Raw genomic sequence first — 16,659 nt, forward strand, 5'->3', positions numbered from 1 at the left:
AATTAAAATTGGTTGCGATTTTTGGGAAATGAGGTTGATTCCTATGAAGGAATGGTGGCAAAAAAAGAAAAGCAAAACAAGGAGACGCCGGAAAGGTGATGATAATTATTCCCTTTTTGATTTTCTTCTGGAAGTATTGTTTTGGATACCAGAACTAATTTTATTCCCATTAAGACTAATTTTTTGGATGCTTAGAGGTTTAGGGAAGCTTATTGGTGAGGTATTTAATGTTGTATAAACTAAAAGATATTATTTAATAAGATGAACGATGGATCCAGGTGGCTAAACAGAGCTTTATATACTAAAAGCAATGCACTGGATTCATCCTCCATGTCTTTGTTCCTGTTTTACATGTTGTATTGAAGCTCTTCTATCATGTAATGCATATCCTCCCTGAATAAAACACCTTTACAAAATACCTAGATGTTTAGATATTATTAAATTCATTTGAATCAAGCTATGGACTAGCGAAAGGGTAAAACAAACATCATTTACGATAAATAGAAATCACACATAGGAGGGGTATTATGAATGGGAAGAATTTTCTGGATATGATTGCACAGTCGGATATTGGAATCCATAAAGAGTACTTACGCCAAGTTTTGAGGCCTGCTATTGATGTACTTAAGCATAAAGATGCGGAACTTCAATTGGGCTGTAGTCGTTTTGGAGGAGAACCTGATTTACAGGTTGGTAGTGAATGGCCTACATATGGGACGAATCCTTATCGTTTCCTTGGGCAAATAAACTTTGCAGAAATTCCCTCTACCGAGGCAAATTTTCCAACAAAAGGTATTTTAAGTCTTTTTGTAGCAGATGATCATCCTGATTATGACTGTAATCTAGAGGTATTTGAGGAAGGATATATTCATGGTATATATATACCTGAACTAACAAATCTGGAGACCATAATCTCGCCAAATCCAGATATAGGAAGGGCTATAGCGATTAAGTTTTCTTCGAGGATTGACATTCCTTTTGACGAATACCAGTTGAAGGACTCGCCTTTTATGGAAAATCAAAGTGACCAATACACTGAAATACGTGACTCTTTACATAAAAGTACAGACTATCTACTAGGCTATCCTTCACATTATACACTAGCATATGATCCAACTCCGGGAGAAGAATGGGTATCACTACTAACAATTGATTCAGATGATGATCTGGAGTGGTGTTGGCATGACGGCGACAAATTAATGATATTTATTGAATTAGAAAGACTGAAGAATTTGGACTTTAGTAGATTAAGGTCTGATGCAGGCTAAAGCGAAATTTATCCTTATAAAGGAATGAAAACGAATGCTAAATAAAATACGTGTTAATTGGGGCGGACATAAAGTCAAACTTACATGGTTATCCAAAAAGGTTGTAGATCTTCAAAAAGTGACAAGTGTTCATGGGTATTGCTTCTATCAAGGGAAAATATTATTAGTGCATGTAGAAGGAAGGGGGTTTAATATACCTGGAGGGCACGTTGAAAAAGGTGAAAGCCCAGAGGAAACATTCAATAGAGAGGTTTACGAAGAGGCTTATGTAGAAGGGGATATTCAATATCTTGGAGCCATTGAAGTTAGCCACGAAGATAACCCTTTGTTTGTTGAGGGAGGGAAGTATCCACTTATTGGCTATCAACTATTCTATAAAATGGATATACAAAAGTGTCATCCTTTCCTTCGAGAAAATGAAACTACCTGTAGAATATGGGTGGAGCCAGAAGAGGTTCAACATGTTTTAAATGACCATGAGCTTTCTTTATTAGTCTTGAAAGATGCAATAAACTTGAACACTTTGCACATGGAGCACAAACAAACCTGACAACAATTCACAATTAGTAATCCGAGCGCTTTCTAAATAGGTGGCGCTTTTGTTATACATAGAACAACAATATTTTGAGAATCCTAAAAAAGCGCATATCCCAATAACTCTAGGGATTGCGCTCTTTGGAATTTCTATTTAAACATATTGATTGTCGTAATTATAATCGGCATGCCGAATACATCGATTAAGAATGCGCCTACAATTGGTACAATAAGGAATGCTTTACGTGATGGACCGTATTTAGCAACGACTGCTGACATATTGGCCATTGCGTTTGGTGTCGCACCCAGTCCATGACCAAGGAAACCTGATACCATAATTGCTGCATCGAAGTTTTTGCCAAGTACGCGGAAAAGAACGAACACAGCAAATAATACGATGAAGACTACTTGTACGAAAACGATTACAAATAGCGGTAAGGCTAAGTCTGCAACTTCCCATAATTTTATGCTCATCAATGCCATTGATAAGAAGATACCTAATGAAATATCACCTATTAAATTGATTTCTTTCATGTTGATGATATCCGGATTGAAACGGTCTACGATGTTACGGACGATCACAGCTACGAACATTGCCCCTACATAGGCCGGTAATACGAAGCCTGTTAGCGTTGAGAACCAATCGCCAAGATATGTTCCGATAGCCATACTAAATGTGATTAAGAAAACTTGTAACATGAATGATTTTTCTGTAACCGGATGCTCTGCTTTTTCAACATATGTTTCTGTTTCATCAGCTGAAGGCTTAAGATCATATTTACGAATTAAGTATTGTACTACTGGCCCTCCAACAAGTGCTCCAGCGATTAAACCACAAGTCGCTGCAGCCATACCGATTGAGATAGCTGAAGGTACGCCTAAAGCTTCAATCGTTTGCCCGTAAGCAGCAGCAGATCCATGTCCACCTTCCATTGACACAGCTCCTGCCATCACTCCGATTAAAGGGTGAATGTCCAAAAGTTTTGCTAATGAAACGCCAATTACGTTTTGCATTAAGGCTAAAAATCCACATGCTATCCAATAAATGATAAGCAGTTTTCCACCAAGTTTAACAAGCTTGAAACTTGCACCAAGTCCAATTGTCGTAAAGAATGTAATCATGAAAATGGATTGTAACGAAGTATCTAACGTAATTTCAATAATGTCGAAGCTTTTTAAAAGTGTTGCAAAAATAGCAAATAGTAAGCCCCCTACTACAGGTGCTGGAATACAAAATCGATTTAAAAATGAAATCTTATTTACTAAAAATGTACCAATTAAAAATAATGTTACTGCTAAGCATAGTGTTGTAATTTGATCGAATGTCATATATTTCCTCCTCTGTCTAATCGATGCTGTTCATAATGACTTCGTTGATGAAATAAGCTCCTAATTTTACTGTTTGATTATTAACATCTAGTAAAGGGTTAACCTCACAAATACTAAAGCTGACTGTGTTTTTATGCGCGGCCATTTGACGCAAAACTTCTCGAACTTTTAAAGCGGATAAGCCAAAAGGTGAAGGTGCACTGACACCAGGTGCCTCGGCAGCATTTAGAACATCCATACAGAGCGTAACGAGTAAAATGTCGTGTGCATCCATAAACTCTTTTAATGCTGTAGTGAATGTTGTAGAATCCAATTCTTCATCTAAATAATATCGTACATTATATTGGTCGGCTGTGTTGAATAGGGCAGTCGTATTGCCGTATTTTTGAATGCCGCATACGAAATAATAGGCATTTGGATCCTCATCTAAAATTTGCTTAAACATTGTTCCTGATGAGGTTTGTGCTTCATATGAACGCATATCAAAGTGAGCATCAATATTTAGTAGGCCAATAGAAGCGTTAGGACCAACTGCTTTTCGCACTCCTAAGTATTGACCATAAAGCGTTTCGTGTCCACCCCCAAGTACGATTGCCTTGCCATAAGTTAAAATAGTAGAAATTTGATTTCCTAATTCCTGCTGGGCACTTTCTAATTCATTGCCTTCACAAACGATATCTCCAAAATCGATTAAACTATTGTTTGAAGACTGTTTTCGCCAAGGTATGGATGCTAACTGCTTCCGTAGGGCAAGTGGCGCGTCCTTTGCCCCAATATTCCCGTTATTTCGGCGTACACCTTCGTCACAAGAAAAACCGATTAATCCAATGGAGCCTTTATTAATAGGTTCAGATGCGATTTGAACAATTTGGTGATAACGAAAGTATGTATCATCCGTTTCATGATCGATACGTCCTTGCCAGACGCTTGAATCCGCTTTTTTATACATTACGACCTCTCCCTTTTCAATCATTTTCGCTTCGACTAACTTTAGTCCAGATTTTTTTCGAGCTTGCTCGAAAAACCCTTCAAAAAAATCTGTGACATCTGCAGGGGATTTGGGCCAACATGCAGTTGGTCATTTAGGCATTGCCGCACGACGATGCGTTCTTAGCCTGAGTTCCCCTATTCAGTCAGGGTTTAACCCCCCAACTGAATGAATGCTAAAACAAGTTTAATGTTATACTACTATTATATTTCTAAGTATTTATATTAACAAATATTAATTTTTTATCTTATAATAGCATTAAGCTATAAATGAGGTGGTAAAATGGACTTAAGGAAGATGTATTATTTTGTTGCGATTGTAAAATATCAAAGCTTTTCAAGGGCTGCTAATGCCTTGCATATTTCACAGCCTTCATTAAGTAATGCAATCAAAACACTCGAACGGGAAATCGGTGCCTTGCTTATTGAACGAACGACAAAACAATTTCAATTAACAGAATTAGGGGAACAATTTTATGAGCGTTCCAACCGTTTAATTGCTCAATTTGAAGTAATGGAAACCGAATTAAAGGAGTTTGCAGAGGGGGAGCATATCGAAATTCGATTAGGTATGATCGAATCCGCGAATTACTGGTTTTCGCAAGTAATTATTGCCTATCAACAACAATTCCCATACAATAAAATTACACTAATAGATACACTCTATAACCAAACTGTGCGTGAAGCGTTATTACGTTTAAATGTCCATGGCGTCATTACGAACCAACAAATTGTAGATCATGAAATTAAAAGTGAATTATTGTATAACGAACCGTACGTAATCTTAACAAAAATAGATCATCCATTTGCATCTCAGGAACTAATAAAGCTTTCAGATTTTGCGGAAGAAACGTTAATTATCGGTATGCCTGAATTTCAAACGAGTGGACAAATATTAAAAGCTTTTGAACAGGAAGAGATAACACCGCATATTCAATATAAAATAGAGCGATTTGAGATGATCAAATTATTGGTAGAAGAAGGGCTAGGAATAGCGATTTTACCTCATCATTATGTGGCACAGCCGTTGCCAGAATGCTTAATGACACACCGAGTACAAAGTGAGTTTCTAAATCGAAATGTATACTTATGCACAATGAAGGATCGTACATTTCCAGAAAGTATCATAAAGTTATTCGAGCTCATTAAAAAAATGCATTGAGTAGATGGAAAATGGGTACAGGTTTTCAGCCTAAAAAATCCCCTTCGCTCATATTGAGAAGGGGATCTAGCTATAATATTCTACTTGCTTTAGCTTTCTTAGTCTTGATCTGGGTGAATACGATTTTCCGTTTCTTTATCAAAGAAATGGGCTTTGTTCATATTTAATGCCATTGTAAGTACTTCGCCTGGTTTAACGTCCGTGTAAGCATCGACACGAGAGATAAATGGTTGTCCCTCAATTTGAGAGTAAAGAATTGTTTCGGCACCGAGTAATTCCGCTACCTCGATTTTCACCTCAATTTTAGAACCTGGTGAAGCTTCAATGGATGCAAGTTCAGTATGGAAATCTTCCGGGCGAACACCCATCGTAATTTCTTTGTTTACATAACCTTGCTTACGTAAATAGTTCATTTTTTCTTCTGGGATGGAAAGTGAAACATTGCCAATGGTCATTTTTCCATCTAATAGTTTACCCGAGAAGAAGTTCATTGCAGGCGAACCAATAAAACCGCCGACAAAAACATTTTTTGGTCGCTCGTACACATCTTTAGGTGTCCCAACTTGTTGAATAATACCGTCCTTCATAACAACAAGTCTAGTTGCCATTGTCATTGCTTCCGTTTGGTCATGTGTTACATAAATCGTCGTTGTTTGTAATCGCTGATGAAGCTTAGTGATTTCAGCACGCATATGTACACGAAGCTTTGCATCTAAATTTGATAATGGCTCATCCATTAAGAAAACTCTTGCATCTCGAACGATTGCACGACCTAATGCAACACGCTGACGCTGACCACCAGATAAGGCTTTCGGTTTACGATTTAAATATTGCTCAAGATCCAAAATTTTGGCAGCTTCCTTTACACGACGATCAATTTCTTCTTTTGGTAGCTTTCGTAACTTCAGACCAAATGCCATATTATCGTACACACTCATGTGCGGATAGAGTGCATAGTTTTGGAATACCATCGCGATATCGCGGTCTTTAGGCGCTACATCATTCATTCGTTTTCCATCGATTAGCAATTCACCTTTTGAAATTTCTTCTAAACCAGCCACCATACGCAATGTTGTTGATTTTCCACACCCCGAAGGACCAACGAAAACAATAAACTCTTTATCTTTGATATCAAGGTTAAAATCTTTAACCGCTGCTACATCTTTATCATAAATCTTGTAAATGTTTTCTAATTTTAATTCAGCCATTGTCAATATCCCCCTTAAAAATGAAAGCGTTTTACATAGTGTAGAGGAAAGGGGTGTGAAATGTAAATATTCACATTGCACAAAATTTTCGGACTATTTATAGGGCAATGTGTACAAAATTGGTTCATCATTCATTTTTCGTAGCTGACAACGCGTTAAACATCCCTATAAAAGAAGAAGCACTCTGAATTACGACATTCTTAATCAGTTCTCTTAGTGATTAATGGAATCGCAAGCGCTAGAAATACTGCATTTGAGAAATCTCGACAGTCAATGCCCGTTTTATTAGTTAATTTATCGAATCGGTATTGCAGGCTATTCCGATGAATATGTAATCTTTTAGCGGCTAGAGAAGCATTCAAATTATATTGTAAAAACACTTTTAACGTATGAAGCAATTCCCCATCCTCAAGACTTTCAATTAAATAGTTGGAGAGTAGTTTTTTCTCGATTAAATGTGCCGATGTAACGAGAATGATAGGAAAAGCTTCATAAAATAGGACCGTTTTTTCTTGTTCAATATAAGTAAGTAGTTCTTGAAAGCATTGTTTTTCCATTCTAAATTTCTCTTTTAAAAACAAATCCGCCTTATGTAATTGTCCGATAAAACTATAAATAACAACAAGAAAGTCACTTGTTAATGTGTCGCTTAACTGGATAAAATCCTCCTTATCAAAAATACTTAGTGGTTTTTCTTCAATAATAATTCCGTACATATTGTTAATCCATATAACGATCGGTTGCTGGAAAGCCCCTTTAATGGCTTCTTCAAAGTTAATCGGGTCAATGATTGGTTGTTTTAAACGAAAATAAAAAAAACGAATGGATTCAACATCTTCCGAAAAAGGGAAGTCGTTTGAATCACCAAATAAAAATTGTTGCCATTTGATATGAACAACATTTTTTTTTGAATTCGTTTCCGTGTCCTCAATTGGAAGAAATAATGATCGCAATAGGTTTAGTTCCACTTCTGAAAGAGCTGTTTTTAATAGGCCAAAAATTTGCCCGTCTTCTGTTTGGAACCAATAGTTGTTTGTGTCTTTAATTGTGAATTCGGAAGTAAAAGCCATTTGGAAATGGTTCGCTAGTTTTTCAATCATATGCACTGCTCCTTCTACTAGAAAATAATTCTCATTACTTGTTATTAATTTGCTTGAAAAGGATAACTTTGTCAATGGAAAGGGGTGTTAGCGTCTATTTTGTAAATAATTTTCTAAAATTAAAAATATTTAGAAAATTATTTACATATGCTAAAGTGTAGTTTACCTTCAATGGTATTTAAAGTTTATATCGCCTTTTCTTCACGTTTGAAAGAGGTTGTATAGAAAAAGGATCGTTCATGTCGGTAGAATAGTTTGAATTTTCTATATCTTCAAAATAAATAGTGGATTGAACATCCTAAATAAGGTATAATTTAACAGTAACACTTACTTGTAAGCGCTTTAAAGTGGTGTTTAAAAAAATATAGGGAGATAGGGGGATTAGTAGAAATGCATAAAAATAATGGGGTGAGAAAGTTATGAGTGGACTAAAAAAATTACTATTTGTAGCAATGATGTTTATTCTTATTTTAGGTACCTTAGCAGCGTGTAATGCAGAAGAATCCGGAAAGGAAGTTGATCCTCCGAAAGAATCCGGAAAGGAAGTTAATCTTCCGAAAGACAAGGTGGAAAACACGTCTGTCGAGTTTTGGACTATTTCTCTTCAACCAACATTTAATGATTACTTTAATGAATTAATAGCTAATTATGAGAAAGAGAATCCAGGTGTAAAAATTGAATGGAAAGACTTCCCGTATGACGCAATCCAAAATAAATTATTAACAAGCATTGCGAGTAAGCAAGCACCGGATGTTGTTAATTTAAATACTGAATTTGCAAGTCAAATGGCTTCAAAAGGTGCATTAACAGACTTTAATAAACAATTAACAGAAGAACAGCGAAGTATCTATTTTGACGGAATCTACAATTCTACAGTAGTTGATAATGGTGCATATGCATTGCCTTGGTATACAGGAATTCCAGTGCTTTATATCAACACAGACTTAGTAGAAAAAGCTGGACTAGATATAAAAGCTCCTCCACAAACAAAAGCAGATTTGGCTAACTGGGGTAAACAAATTCAAGAAAAAACGGGTTCTTTCGGTTATGTTTTCACGATGGAAACGCGCTCTATTCTTGAAGAAGGATTCAAAGTGGCTGAAGGAGGAAAAGCTGCATTTAATAATGATGAAGTAAAAGCGTATATCCAAAGCAATATAGAGCTAATTAAAGCTGGGGTTATTCCTAAGGGTATTCCTGCATTCGCCCAACAAGTTCAACAATTTGGTAGTGAGCAAGTAGCGATGATGATCTCGAGTTCATCATTTATTAATCAATTAAAAACGGCTTCACCAGATGTATACAAGAAAACGATTGCCGTGCCAGCACCTCTTGGAAAAGCAGGTATTCGTTTTACGAACTCTATGAATCTAGTTGTACCAAATGCTTCTGATAATGTTGAAGCAGCCACTGCATTTGCACACTATGTAACAAACGATGCAAATCAATTGGCTTTCTCTAAAGCAGCAAATACACTGCCTTCAACGAAAGCAGCTGCGAAGGATGAATTCTTCTATAAAAATGATGGGACATTAGAGGGGCAAGCATTAACAGCATCTGTTGAAAGCTTAGATAAAGCGTCAGACTTTTACCTAGGTATTGAAAATGCGAATGATGTAAATAAAGCCTTTAATAAGCGCCTGCAAAATATCTATATTAATGATCAAGATCTTAATACTGAATTGGATGCAGCTGAAAAAGAAATTAACGATATCTTAAGCCGCTAAAGAAAAAATGAATGGGTAGATGCATTTCTACCCATTTTCGATAGGAGTGGAGCCCTTTGAAACAGAAAAGAGTTGCAAAATTAAGTAGATTTTCAGAGGTCCAAACAGCATGGTTATTTATGGGTCCGGGATTAATATTGCTCGCTCTATTTACCTTTTGGCCCATTATTTATAGTGTCCCTCTAGCCTTTACAAATTATTCGGTGATCGGTGAAACAAGTTTTGTAGGCTTTGAAAACTTTAAACGGGCATTTTCTGATGTCAATTTTATTGCATCTATTAAAAATTCGCTGTTATACATGATTATTGTTCCTTTTATTCAAATTTTATCAATACTTATGGCAATATTAGTCAATCGAAAAATCGCGGGGATTAAATTTTTCCGAGCTGCCTTTTATATTCCCGTCGTTACTTCGATGGTTGCGGTTTCGATTATTTGGGGATGGTTAATGAGTTCAAATGGGGTTTTGAACTATACACTCCTTTCGATTGGCATTATAAATGAAAAAATCAATTGGTTATCTGATAAAGACACTGCACTTTGGGCAGTAATGTTTATTACCCTATGGAAAGGGTTGGGCTATTACATGATGATTTATCTTGCAGGCTTGCAGGCAATTCCGTCAGACTGCATTGAGGCAGCGAAGATTGATGGGGCAAGCAACTTCCAAGTCATTAGAAAAATCACCATTCCTTTATTAAAACCATATGTGTTTTTCTGCACATTGATTTCCCTTATGGCAGCGATACGTGTGTTTGATGAAGTATTTGTCTTAACATCTGGAGGGCCCGGGAATGAAACGTTAACGAGTAGCCTATATATTTACCAACAGGGTTTCGAAGTATTTGAATTTGGCTATTCATCCGCATTAGGCATAATTATTAGTTTTATTATTATGTTCTTTAGTATTTTCATCTTCCTATTTAATAAGAAGGGTGGTGTAAATCCATATTAATGGATAAAGCGATGAAAAAAAGAAAATTACTAAAAACCATTCAAAAGAAGTTCCTTATTTATGTACCGTTAACACTATTTGCGCTTTTTATGATGGGACCATTCCTTTGGTTAATAAGTGTTTCGTTAATGCCAGGGAAAAATGTATTTTCCTTTCCACCTGCTATATTTCCTACATTTATTGACTTTAAAAATTATGTAGACGTTTGGCGGTATATGGATTTTCTTAAATACATCTGGAATACAGTCATTATCACATTTTTTGGTGTGATATTCAGTATTTTATTATGTAGTTTAACCGCATATCCATTAGCTATTTTTAAGTTTAAAGGTAAGAATATTATTTTTGTGGCGATGATTGCTACGATGATTATACCTGCCGCTGCGGGTCTAGTTGTCAATTATTTAACAATAAATAAGCTCGGTTTAATCAATACATTTACTGGCGTAGTACTTCCAAGCTTAGTAACAGTGTTTAATGTATTTCTTTTTAGGCAGGCATTTATGGGTATTCCTAGCGACATTAGGGACTCAGGAAAGATGGATGGTGCCTCTGAATTTCGTATTTGGTGGCAACTAATGATGCCGATGATAAAACCAGCGATTGCTGTTGTTGCTCTATTCGAATTTATGGCAAGTTGGAACAGCTTTTTATGGCCAATTATCGTATTAAATACAGACAAGTATCCATTAGCTTCTGCTTTAAGTACCCTAAATGGACAGTTTTCTTATAACTTTGGATGGATAGCAGCAGGAACGGTTATCTCTGTTCTTCCGATTATTATCGTATTTTTATTAACTCAAAAATACTTTATGGAAGGCATTTCAGGTGCTATAAAAGGGTAGCTGATCTGCTAATTTTAAAAACGTCGATTACGAGGGGGTGTATACATGCAAAAAATTGTTTATGTTCCATTAGATGACCGACCATGTAATTATTCTTTTCCAAACCTTTTAACCGATCAAACCGAAGTAAATCTTGTCCGCCCTAGTTTAAATTTAATGGGGGAAAAAAAGAAACCAGGGGACACAGAACAACTGTGGGATTGGTTATATAAGGAGTCAATGGATGCAGATGGTCTTATTCTTTCAATAGATACATTATTATTTGGCGGGATTATCCCTTCAAGACTGCATCAACTGTCGTTAGAGACTTGCGAAAAAATACTAAACAGGCTCACGAGAATCAAGGCGTGTAACCCAAAAGTAAAAATATATGCTTTTAATTTAATTATGAGATGTCCTCAGTATTCTAGTAATGACGAAGAACCCGATTACTATGAGTACTGGGGAAAAGAAATCTTTAGATATGGCGAACTTTCACATTTAATATCTGCTAACCTCGCATCATTGGAGGAAAAAAAGGAATGTGAAGCATTAAATGGTCTATTGCCTAAAGAGCATATTGAGGATTATTTAGCGAGAAGAAAGATTAATGTTGGTGTCAATCAACTTGTACTAGAATATGTAAGCAATGGAATTATTGATTTCCTTATTATCCCGCAAGATGATTCGGCTCCCTATGGTTGGACTGCTATGGACCAACAGGCAGTTAGAGGAGCTATTGCAACTCATAATTTAGAACTAGATGTCTATATGTATCCAGGTGCAGATGAAGTTGGTTGCACTTTACTCGCAAGAATGTTGAATGCTTCTAAAGACAAGAGACCGTTGATTTATCCGGTATTTTCAAGTATTCAAGGACCAGCCGTTACGCCACTATACGAAGACAGGCCATTATTTGAGACACTTAAATATCAAATAATAGCCGCGGGGGGACTGATGACTACAAATATGCAAGAAGCGAATCTTGTTTTATTTGTAAATGCACCTGTAGAGCCAATGTTAGAGGCTGCCTGTCAAGGGGACCTGAGTACAACTTATCAAGTGAATCGAAATCTTATTGATTTTGTTGAACAACTCGAATTCACGGTGAAGAAACGAGCTATCCCTTGTATTGTAGCGGATGTAGCTTTCGCGAATGGTTCAGATTTAGAACTTGTAAAATTAATGAAAAACAAAAAAGTTCTTTTCTCATTGGCTGGATATGCAGGTTGGAATACAAGTTCAAATTCATTAGGAACATGCATAGCGCAGGGGATGTTCTACAATATTTTTGGCGAATCACAAGGCCATCGCAATTTTTTAGCATTGCGCTATGTAGAAGATGCTGGATATTGTAGCTATGTAAGAAATGATGTAACGAATAATAAATTACGGGAGCTAGGTTACAATTACTTCCGCGTGGATGGCAAAAAAGGGGTCGTTGCTAACATTGTGCAATCACAACTAACTTCATTTATACAGGAGCATATTAACGATGATGAAAACAGCATACAAATCAAGGAATGTACGATGCCATGGAGCCGGATGTTTGAAGTTGGCTTGACGGTTGAATATTTCAAAAGGGCAGGGAATGAGAAAGCTACTGAATAAAAGGGGGTGCTTCTATATGATTAAACAAAAAACTTCGGATGTTATTGTCATAGGTGGAGGCCTAGGCGGTTGCATGGCAGCATTAGCTGTTGCCAAAATGGGCTATAAGGTCATTATGACGGAGGAAACAGATTGGTTAGGTGGACAGCTTACAAGTCAAGGAGTACCACCAGATGAACATCGATGGATTGAAAGCTTTGGCTGTACAAGTACATACCGGGAATTTAGGAATCGGGTGCGCCAATATTATCGTGACAACTATCCACTTACAAAGGAAGCAAAAGAAAACGATTTATTGAATCCTGGAAATGGTTGGGTGAGTAGGCTAGCACATGAGCCTAAAGTTGCGCTAAATGTAATTTCCGATATGCTGGCACCCTTTGTAAATAGTGGAAAAATAAAAATTTTATATAACTATAAACCGATAGACGCAACAAAGGACGGAGATACGGTACAGTCCATCACAGTTGTACATGTCAATGAGTTGGCAAAAATTGAATTGAGTGGGCACTATTTTTTGGATGCAACTGAATGTGGTGATGTCCTACCAATTGCAGGGGTTGAATATGTAACAGGTGCTGAATCTAGATCAATTACTGGGGAACCTCATGCTTTAGAAGAATCAAATCCGAAAGATATGCAGTCCTTTACTTATGTTTATGCTGTTGATTATATAGAAGGTGGAAATTTTGTTATTGAAAAGCCAGAGCAATATGATTTTTGGCGTAACTATATGCCAAAGTTCTCGTACCTTCCTTTATTTAGCTGGTATGCAGTAGATGCAAATGATACGACAAAATTAAAGGAATTCACATTATTCCCCAATGAACAACAGATACCCTCTTTGTTTACATATCGGAGAATACTGGATACTAAAAATATTGATGGAGCGCTATATGAGGGTGATATATCACTAATAAATTGGGCGCAAAATGATTATTTTCTAGGGCCAATTATTGGAGTTTCTAATGAGGAAATTGAGAAGAACTTAAAAAATGCTAAACAACAAAGCTTATCCCTCTTATACTGGCTTCAAACAGAGGCGCCAAGATTAGATGGGGGAAAAGGTTTTCCAAGTTTAAGGCTTCGAAAGGATGTTATGGGTACAGAGGATGGGCTAGCAAAGTATCCATATATTCGAGAATCGAGAAGAATTAAAGCTATGCATACAATAACAGAGCAAGAAGTTAGTAAGGAAATAAGGGGTGAAAAAGGCATTTTCACCTATTTCGATAGTGTCGGTGTTGGTAGCTATCATTTAGATCTACATCATACGACGGTAACGAACCGAAGCTTTTATATACCAAACTATCCTTATGAAATCCCGTTAGGTGCCTTACTGCCTATCCGCGTAAAAAATGTAATTCCAGCTTGTAAAAATATTGGCACAACACAAATTACAAATGGCTGCTATAGGCTACATCCAACAGAGTGGAATATTGGTGAATCAGCAGGATATTTAGTGGCATTTTCTATGTTGAATCAGGTTACTCCTCATCAGGTAAGACAAGAGCAAAAGTATTTGAAAGAGTACCAAACGTTACTTCTCGCTAATGGCGTTCAGCTTCATTGGCCAGAGGATATTGACTTATAAGGAGGGGAAGAACTAAATGGAACAATCAAATATTTTATGGGTAGATTTTTTAGCGAATGCTACTAGATTACTAGATGCTAATAAAATGAAAGAGTTAATCGAACATGCCCAAAATTGTAAAATAACGCATTTAGTAGTTGATGCGAAAATTCCATATGGATTTACAACATATCCAAGTCAATTTGCCTATCATGTAAGCGAAATGAAAGATGAACAATATAGGAGATGGGAAGGCCGAGATTTTCTTCAAGAGATGATTGAACATGCTAAAGGGTCTGGTTTGAAGGTTATTGCAAATGTTGATGTGTTTTCAGAAGGCAATGGCATAGATAAAGAAGGGATGGTATATAGCAGACCGGAGTGGAGGGTTACTCACTATGATGAGACATTTTTTAATATGCCAACAGCTATGGAAAATCATAATGATCCGACCATTTTCGTCAATCCAATTCACCCAGAAGTGGAGGCTTATGAATTAACTATTATTCAAGAAATTATTAATCATTACGAAATCGATGGTGTCGTATTAGATAGATGCCGTTATCCGAATATTTATGGAGATTTTAGTCGTTTAAGTAAAGAAAAATTTGAAGCTTATATTGAACAAAAAATAGAAAATTGGCCGACGGATATTATGACGGTTGAGCAAAAAAAACCTGTTTTTGGTAAGCTGTTCCCGAAATGGGCAGAGTTCCGAGCAAATAATATTAAGAATTTCGTTAAAAAAGCAAGAAATGTAGTGAAAACAAAAAATACAGATTTGATTTTTACTGTATATGTTGGTTCGTGGTACCCACTTTATTACAATGAAGGTGTCAACTGGGGTAGCAAAACGTATCAGCCATCTTTCGAATGGGTTTCAGATACATACTGCACAGTAGCGTATGCAGAGGAATTTGATTTTATCATGACAGGCTGCTATTACCCAGAAGTCACGATTGAAGAGGCTAAAAACAATCAAAGACCAGCTAATTGGTACAGCGTTGAAGGTGCAATTGAAATGAGCAAAGAAGTGATTAACGGGCAAATACCTGTTATCGCTAGTTTGTATTTGAAAGATTATCAAGATAATGTCGAGCAATTTTTGAAGGCTGTAAAGTTATGTAAAGAACAAACAAATGGGGTTATGTTATTTGACACGATATATTTAGAGGATTATCAATGGTGGGGCGAATTTGAAAGGTTCATAAAATAAAGCACTCAGAAAATGAATACGTATATTGCCACGCTGCTAGAAGGAGCTAAATGCATTGAATAAAGGTCATCGTGTGTTCAATAGTCTTCATTTAAATAAAACGATAAATTATACAGTTCTCACTATGTGTAATGATATAAAAAATGCGTATATAATATATGTTCAGGACGGATTTGACTATTTGGAATTGGGAAATTTAGAACAAGCCATGCTTCATTTAGTACATGACAATCCTGAATTAGCGCAGCACCTTGTGTTTGTGTGCATTCATCCTGGAGATTCGTTTGAAAGATGGGCATCATTTAGTAGCAAGGGTGCGCTTTTTTCGCAATATATTCGCTTTATGAACGACGAATTTATCTCCACTTTCGAGAAAAGTTTAAAGGTTGAAGTGATTTTAAAAAGAGGGCTATTAGGAGATTCGTTAGCAGGTAATATTAGTTTAAATATCGCATTGGAAAACCCGGATCGATGGACGCATTTAATGCTACAATCTGCTGCTGTGTCAATAGAGGATATAGGGCGAATAGGGAACATTAATCTTTCGGGGTGGCATGTATATCAAACTGTTGGTATATACGAGGACGAATTTATAACCCCCATGTCAAACGAAAAATTATATATTTTGACGAGAAACCGTCAATTGTATAAAAGCTTTCTTTTACACAGTGCAAATGTGAACTATAAAGAAACGCAAGATGAACATCTCTGGCGTGTTTGGGAAAGTGATTTATTAAATGCATTAAGATTTTTTGTAATGTAGGCTTCTGTGTGGAGCTGTTTTTACCGGAAATTGTGCTCCTCAGCACTGATTTCGGAATTTCAATTTTCCAATTGTTAAAAATGTGTATTTTAATTATGCAAAATACAGTAGTTGTTTGTCTAGCCATAATAATTACGAGGAACATTAGATGAAGGTCAATTTGGCAATCGGAAACCTCAACCTCAACCTCAACAAATTAAGACAACTCTATATATTGAATAAAATAACAGTCTTTTTATTTTCATCGGAAGGCCGGTAGTAAAGCACCTGCTTTACTCCCGGCCTCTTTTTAAAATGGCCGGAGCGACTGTAGCAGCTATTCCGATGTTATTAATCTTTATTTTCTTCCAGAGGTATTTTACAAAAGGAATTACGCTTGGATCGGATAAGTAATATTTTTT

At 36.4% G+C, this 16,659-nt stretch carries 15 protein-coding genes and 1 pseudogene; 12 read left to right on the forward strand and 4 right to left on the reverse strand.

From position 1 onward, the window contains the following. Positions 1–43: 43 nt before the first annotated feature. From CSE16_RS08615 to CSE16_RS08625, 3 genes are all read left to right on the forward strand, one after another. On the forward strand, positions 44–238 hold the full coding sequence (locus CSE16_RS08615) for a hypothetical protein (RefSeq protein ID WP_099423527.1): 195 nt from the start codon (positions 44–46) through the stop codon (positions 236–238). 289 nt (positions 239–527) lie between these two features. Beyond that, positions 528–1,268 carry a YwqG family protein gene (locus CSE16_RS08620; RefSeq protein ID WP_216641134.1) on the forward strand — a complete coding sequence of 247 codons (741 nt, stop codon included), beginning with the start codon at positions 528–530 and terminating at the stop codon, positions 1,266–1,268. Positions 1,269–1,302: 34 nt separating this feature from the next. After that, positions 1,303–1,818 (forward strand): NUDIX domain-containing protein, encoded by a 516-nt coding sequence (locus CSE16_RS08625; protein WP_099423528.1) that lies wholly within the window; start codon positions 1,303–1,305, stop codon positions 1,816–1,818. Between the two features lie 134 nt (positions 1,819–1,952). Here CSE16_RS08625 and gltS read toward each other — a convergent pair whose 3' ends face one another. Together gltS and hutG are read right to left on the reverse strand one after the other, a co-directional pair. After that, entirely contained in the window at positions 1,953–3,131 is a 1,179-nt protein-coding gene (gene gltS / locus CSE16_RS08630; protein ID WP_099423529.1) for a sodium/glutamate symporter, read from the reverse strand. A 16-nt stretch (positions 3,132–3,147) separates the two neighbouring features. Then, on the reverse strand, positions 3,148–4,080 hold the full coding sequence (hutG, locus tag CSE16_RS08635; RefSeq protein ID WP_099423530.1) for a formimidoylglutamase: 933 nt from the start codon (positions 4,078–4,080) through the stop codon (positions 3,148–3,150). A gap of 321 nt (positions 4,081–4,401) precedes the next feature. On the opposite strand from hutG, the gene CSE16_RS08640 reads away from it, so the two are divergent. Next, positions 4,402–5,280, forward strand: a complete 879-nt coding sequence (locus CSE16_RS08640; RefSeq protein WP_099423531.1) for a LysR family transcriptional regulator — start codon at positions 4,402–4,404, stop codon at positions 5,278–5,280. Positions 5,281–5,378: 98 nt separating this feature from the next. Here CSE16_RS08640 and CSE16_RS08645 read toward each other — a convergent pair whose 3' ends face one another. Further along, on the reverse strand, positions 5,379–6,488 hold the full coding sequence (locus tag CSE16_RS08645; protein ID WP_099423532.1) for an ABC transporter ATP-binding protein: 1,110 nt from the start codon (positions 6,486–6,488) through the stop codon (positions 5,379–5,381). Positions 6,489–6,688: 200 nt separating this feature from the next. Further along, a complete protein-coding gene (locus tag CSE16_RS08650) occupies positions 6,689–7,588 on the reverse strand; it encodes a PucR family transcriptional regulator (protein ID WP_099423533.1) in 900 nt (299 codons plus the stop codon). A gap of 419 nt (positions 7,589–8,007) precedes the next feature. Between CSE16_RS08650 and CSE16_RS08655 the strand changes: the two genes are divergently transcribed. The 8 genes and pseudogenes from CSE16_RS08655 to CSE16_RS21805 form a co-directional block, all read left to right on the forward strand. Continuing rightward, entirely contained in the window at positions 8,008–9,315 is a 1,308-nt protein-coding gene (locus CSE16_RS08655) for an ABC transporter substrate-binding protein (protein ID WP_099423534.1), read from the forward strand. A 56-nt stretch (positions 9,316–9,371) separates the two neighbouring features. Further along, positions 9,372–10,271 (forward strand): carbohydrate ABC transporter permease, encoded by a 900-nt coding sequence (locus CSE16_RS08660; RefSeq protein ID WP_253896207.1) that lies wholly within the window; start codon positions 9,372–9,374, stop codon positions 10,269–10,271. Between the two features lie 11 nt (positions 10,272–10,282). Then, the gene (locus CSE16_RS08665; protein WP_253896208.1) at positions 10,283–11,116 is read left to right on the forward strand and encodes a carbohydrate ABC transporter permease; all 834 of its coding nucleotides are present in this window, start codon (positions 10,283–10,285) and stop codon (positions 11,114–11,116) included. 45 nt (positions 11,117–11,161) lie between these two features. Then, on the forward strand, positions 11,162–12,706 hold the full coding sequence (locus tag CSE16_RS08670) for a DUF4127 family protein (protein WP_099423536.1): 1,545 nt from the start codon (positions 11,162–11,164) through the stop codon (positions 12,704–12,706). Between the two features lie 16 nt (positions 12,707–12,722). Beyond that, positions 12,723–14,300: an FAD-dependent oxidoreductase gene (locus tag CSE16_RS08675; RefSeq protein ID WP_099423537.1), complete on the forward strand. Its 1,578-nt coding sequence runs from the start codon at positions 12,723–12,725 to the stop codon at positions 14,298–14,300. A gap of 16 nt (positions 14,301–14,316) precedes the next feature. Then, positions 14,317–15,495: an alpha amylase family protein gene (locus CSE16_RS08680; protein WP_099423538.1), complete on the forward strand. Its 1,179-nt coding sequence runs from the start codon at positions 14,317–14,319 to the stop codon at positions 15,493–15,495. A gap of 55 nt (positions 15,496–15,550) precedes the next feature. Further along, on the forward strand, positions 15,551–16,258 hold the full coding sequence (locus tag CSE16_RS08685; protein ID WP_099423539.1) for an alpha/beta hydrolase-fold protein: 708 nt from the start codon (positions 15,551–15,553) through the stop codon (positions 16,256–16,258). A 288-nt stretch (positions 16,259–16,546) separates the two neighbouring features. After that, positions 16,547–16,651: pseudogene (locus CSE16_RS21805) on the forward strand (carbohydrate ABC transporter permease); the annotation flags it as partial. Positions 16,652–16,659 lie beyond the last annotated feature (8 nt).

The sequence above is a fragment of the Solibacillus sp. R5-41 genome, from assembly GCF_002736105.1.
Taxonomy (GTDB): Bacteria; Bacillota; Bacilli; order Bacillales_A; family Planococcaceae; genus Solibacillus.

Excerpts from the sequence above, each read along its gene's own strand:
- CSE16_RS08675 (WP_099423537.1), top strand. The coding sequence starts at position 12,723 with ATGATTAAACAAAAAACTTCGGATGTTATTGTCATAGGTGGAGGCCTA.
- CSE16_RS08645 (WP_099423532.1), bottom strand. The coding sequence starts at position 6,488 with ATGGCTGAATTAAAATTAGAAAACATTTACAAGATTTATGATAAAGAT.
- gltS (WP_099423529.1), bottom strand. The coding sequence starts at position 3,131 with ATGACATTCGATCAAATTACAACACTATGCTTAGCAGTAACATTATTT.
- CSE16_RS08625 (WP_099423528.1), top strand. The coding sequence starts at position 1,303 with ATGCTAAATAAAATACGTGTTAATTGGGGCGGACATAAAGTCAAACTT.
- CSE16_RS08620 (WP_216641134.1), top strand. The coding sequence starts at position 528 with ATGAATGGGAAGAATTTTCTGGATATGATTGCACAGTCGGATATTGGA.
- CSE16_RS08680 (WP_099423538.1), top strand. The coding sequence starts at position 14,317 with ATGGAACAATCAAATATTTTATGGGTAGATTTTTTAGCGAATGCTACT.
- CSE16_RS08670 (WP_099423536.1), top strand. The coding sequence starts at position 11,162 with ATGCAAAAAATTGTTTATGTTCCATTAGATGACCGACCATGTAATTAT.
- CSE16_RS08615 (WP_099423527.1), top strand. The coding sequence starts at position 44 with ATGAAGGAATGGTGGCAAAAAAAGAAAAGCAAAACAAGGAGACGCCGG.
- hutG (WP_099423530.1), bottom strand. The coding sequence starts at position 4,080 with ATGTATAAAAAAGCGGATTCAAGCGTCTGGCAAGGACGTATCGATCAT.
- CSE16_RS08655 (WP_099423534.1), top strand. The coding sequence starts at position 8,008 with ATGAGTGGACTAAAAAAATTACTATTTGTAGCAATGATGTTTATTCTT.
- CSE16_RS08665 (WP_253896208.1), top strand. The coding sequence starts at position 10,283 with ATGAAAAAAAGAAAATTACTAAAAACCATTCAAAAGAAGTTCCTTATT.
- CSE16_RS08650 (WP_099423533.1), bottom strand. The coding sequence starts at position 7,588 with ATGATTGAAAAACTAGCGAACCATTTCCAAATGGCTTTTACTTCCGAA.
- CSE16_RS08640 (WP_099423531.1), top strand. The coding sequence starts at position 4,402 with ATGGACTTAAGGAAGATGTATTATTTTGTTGCGATTGTAAAATATCAA.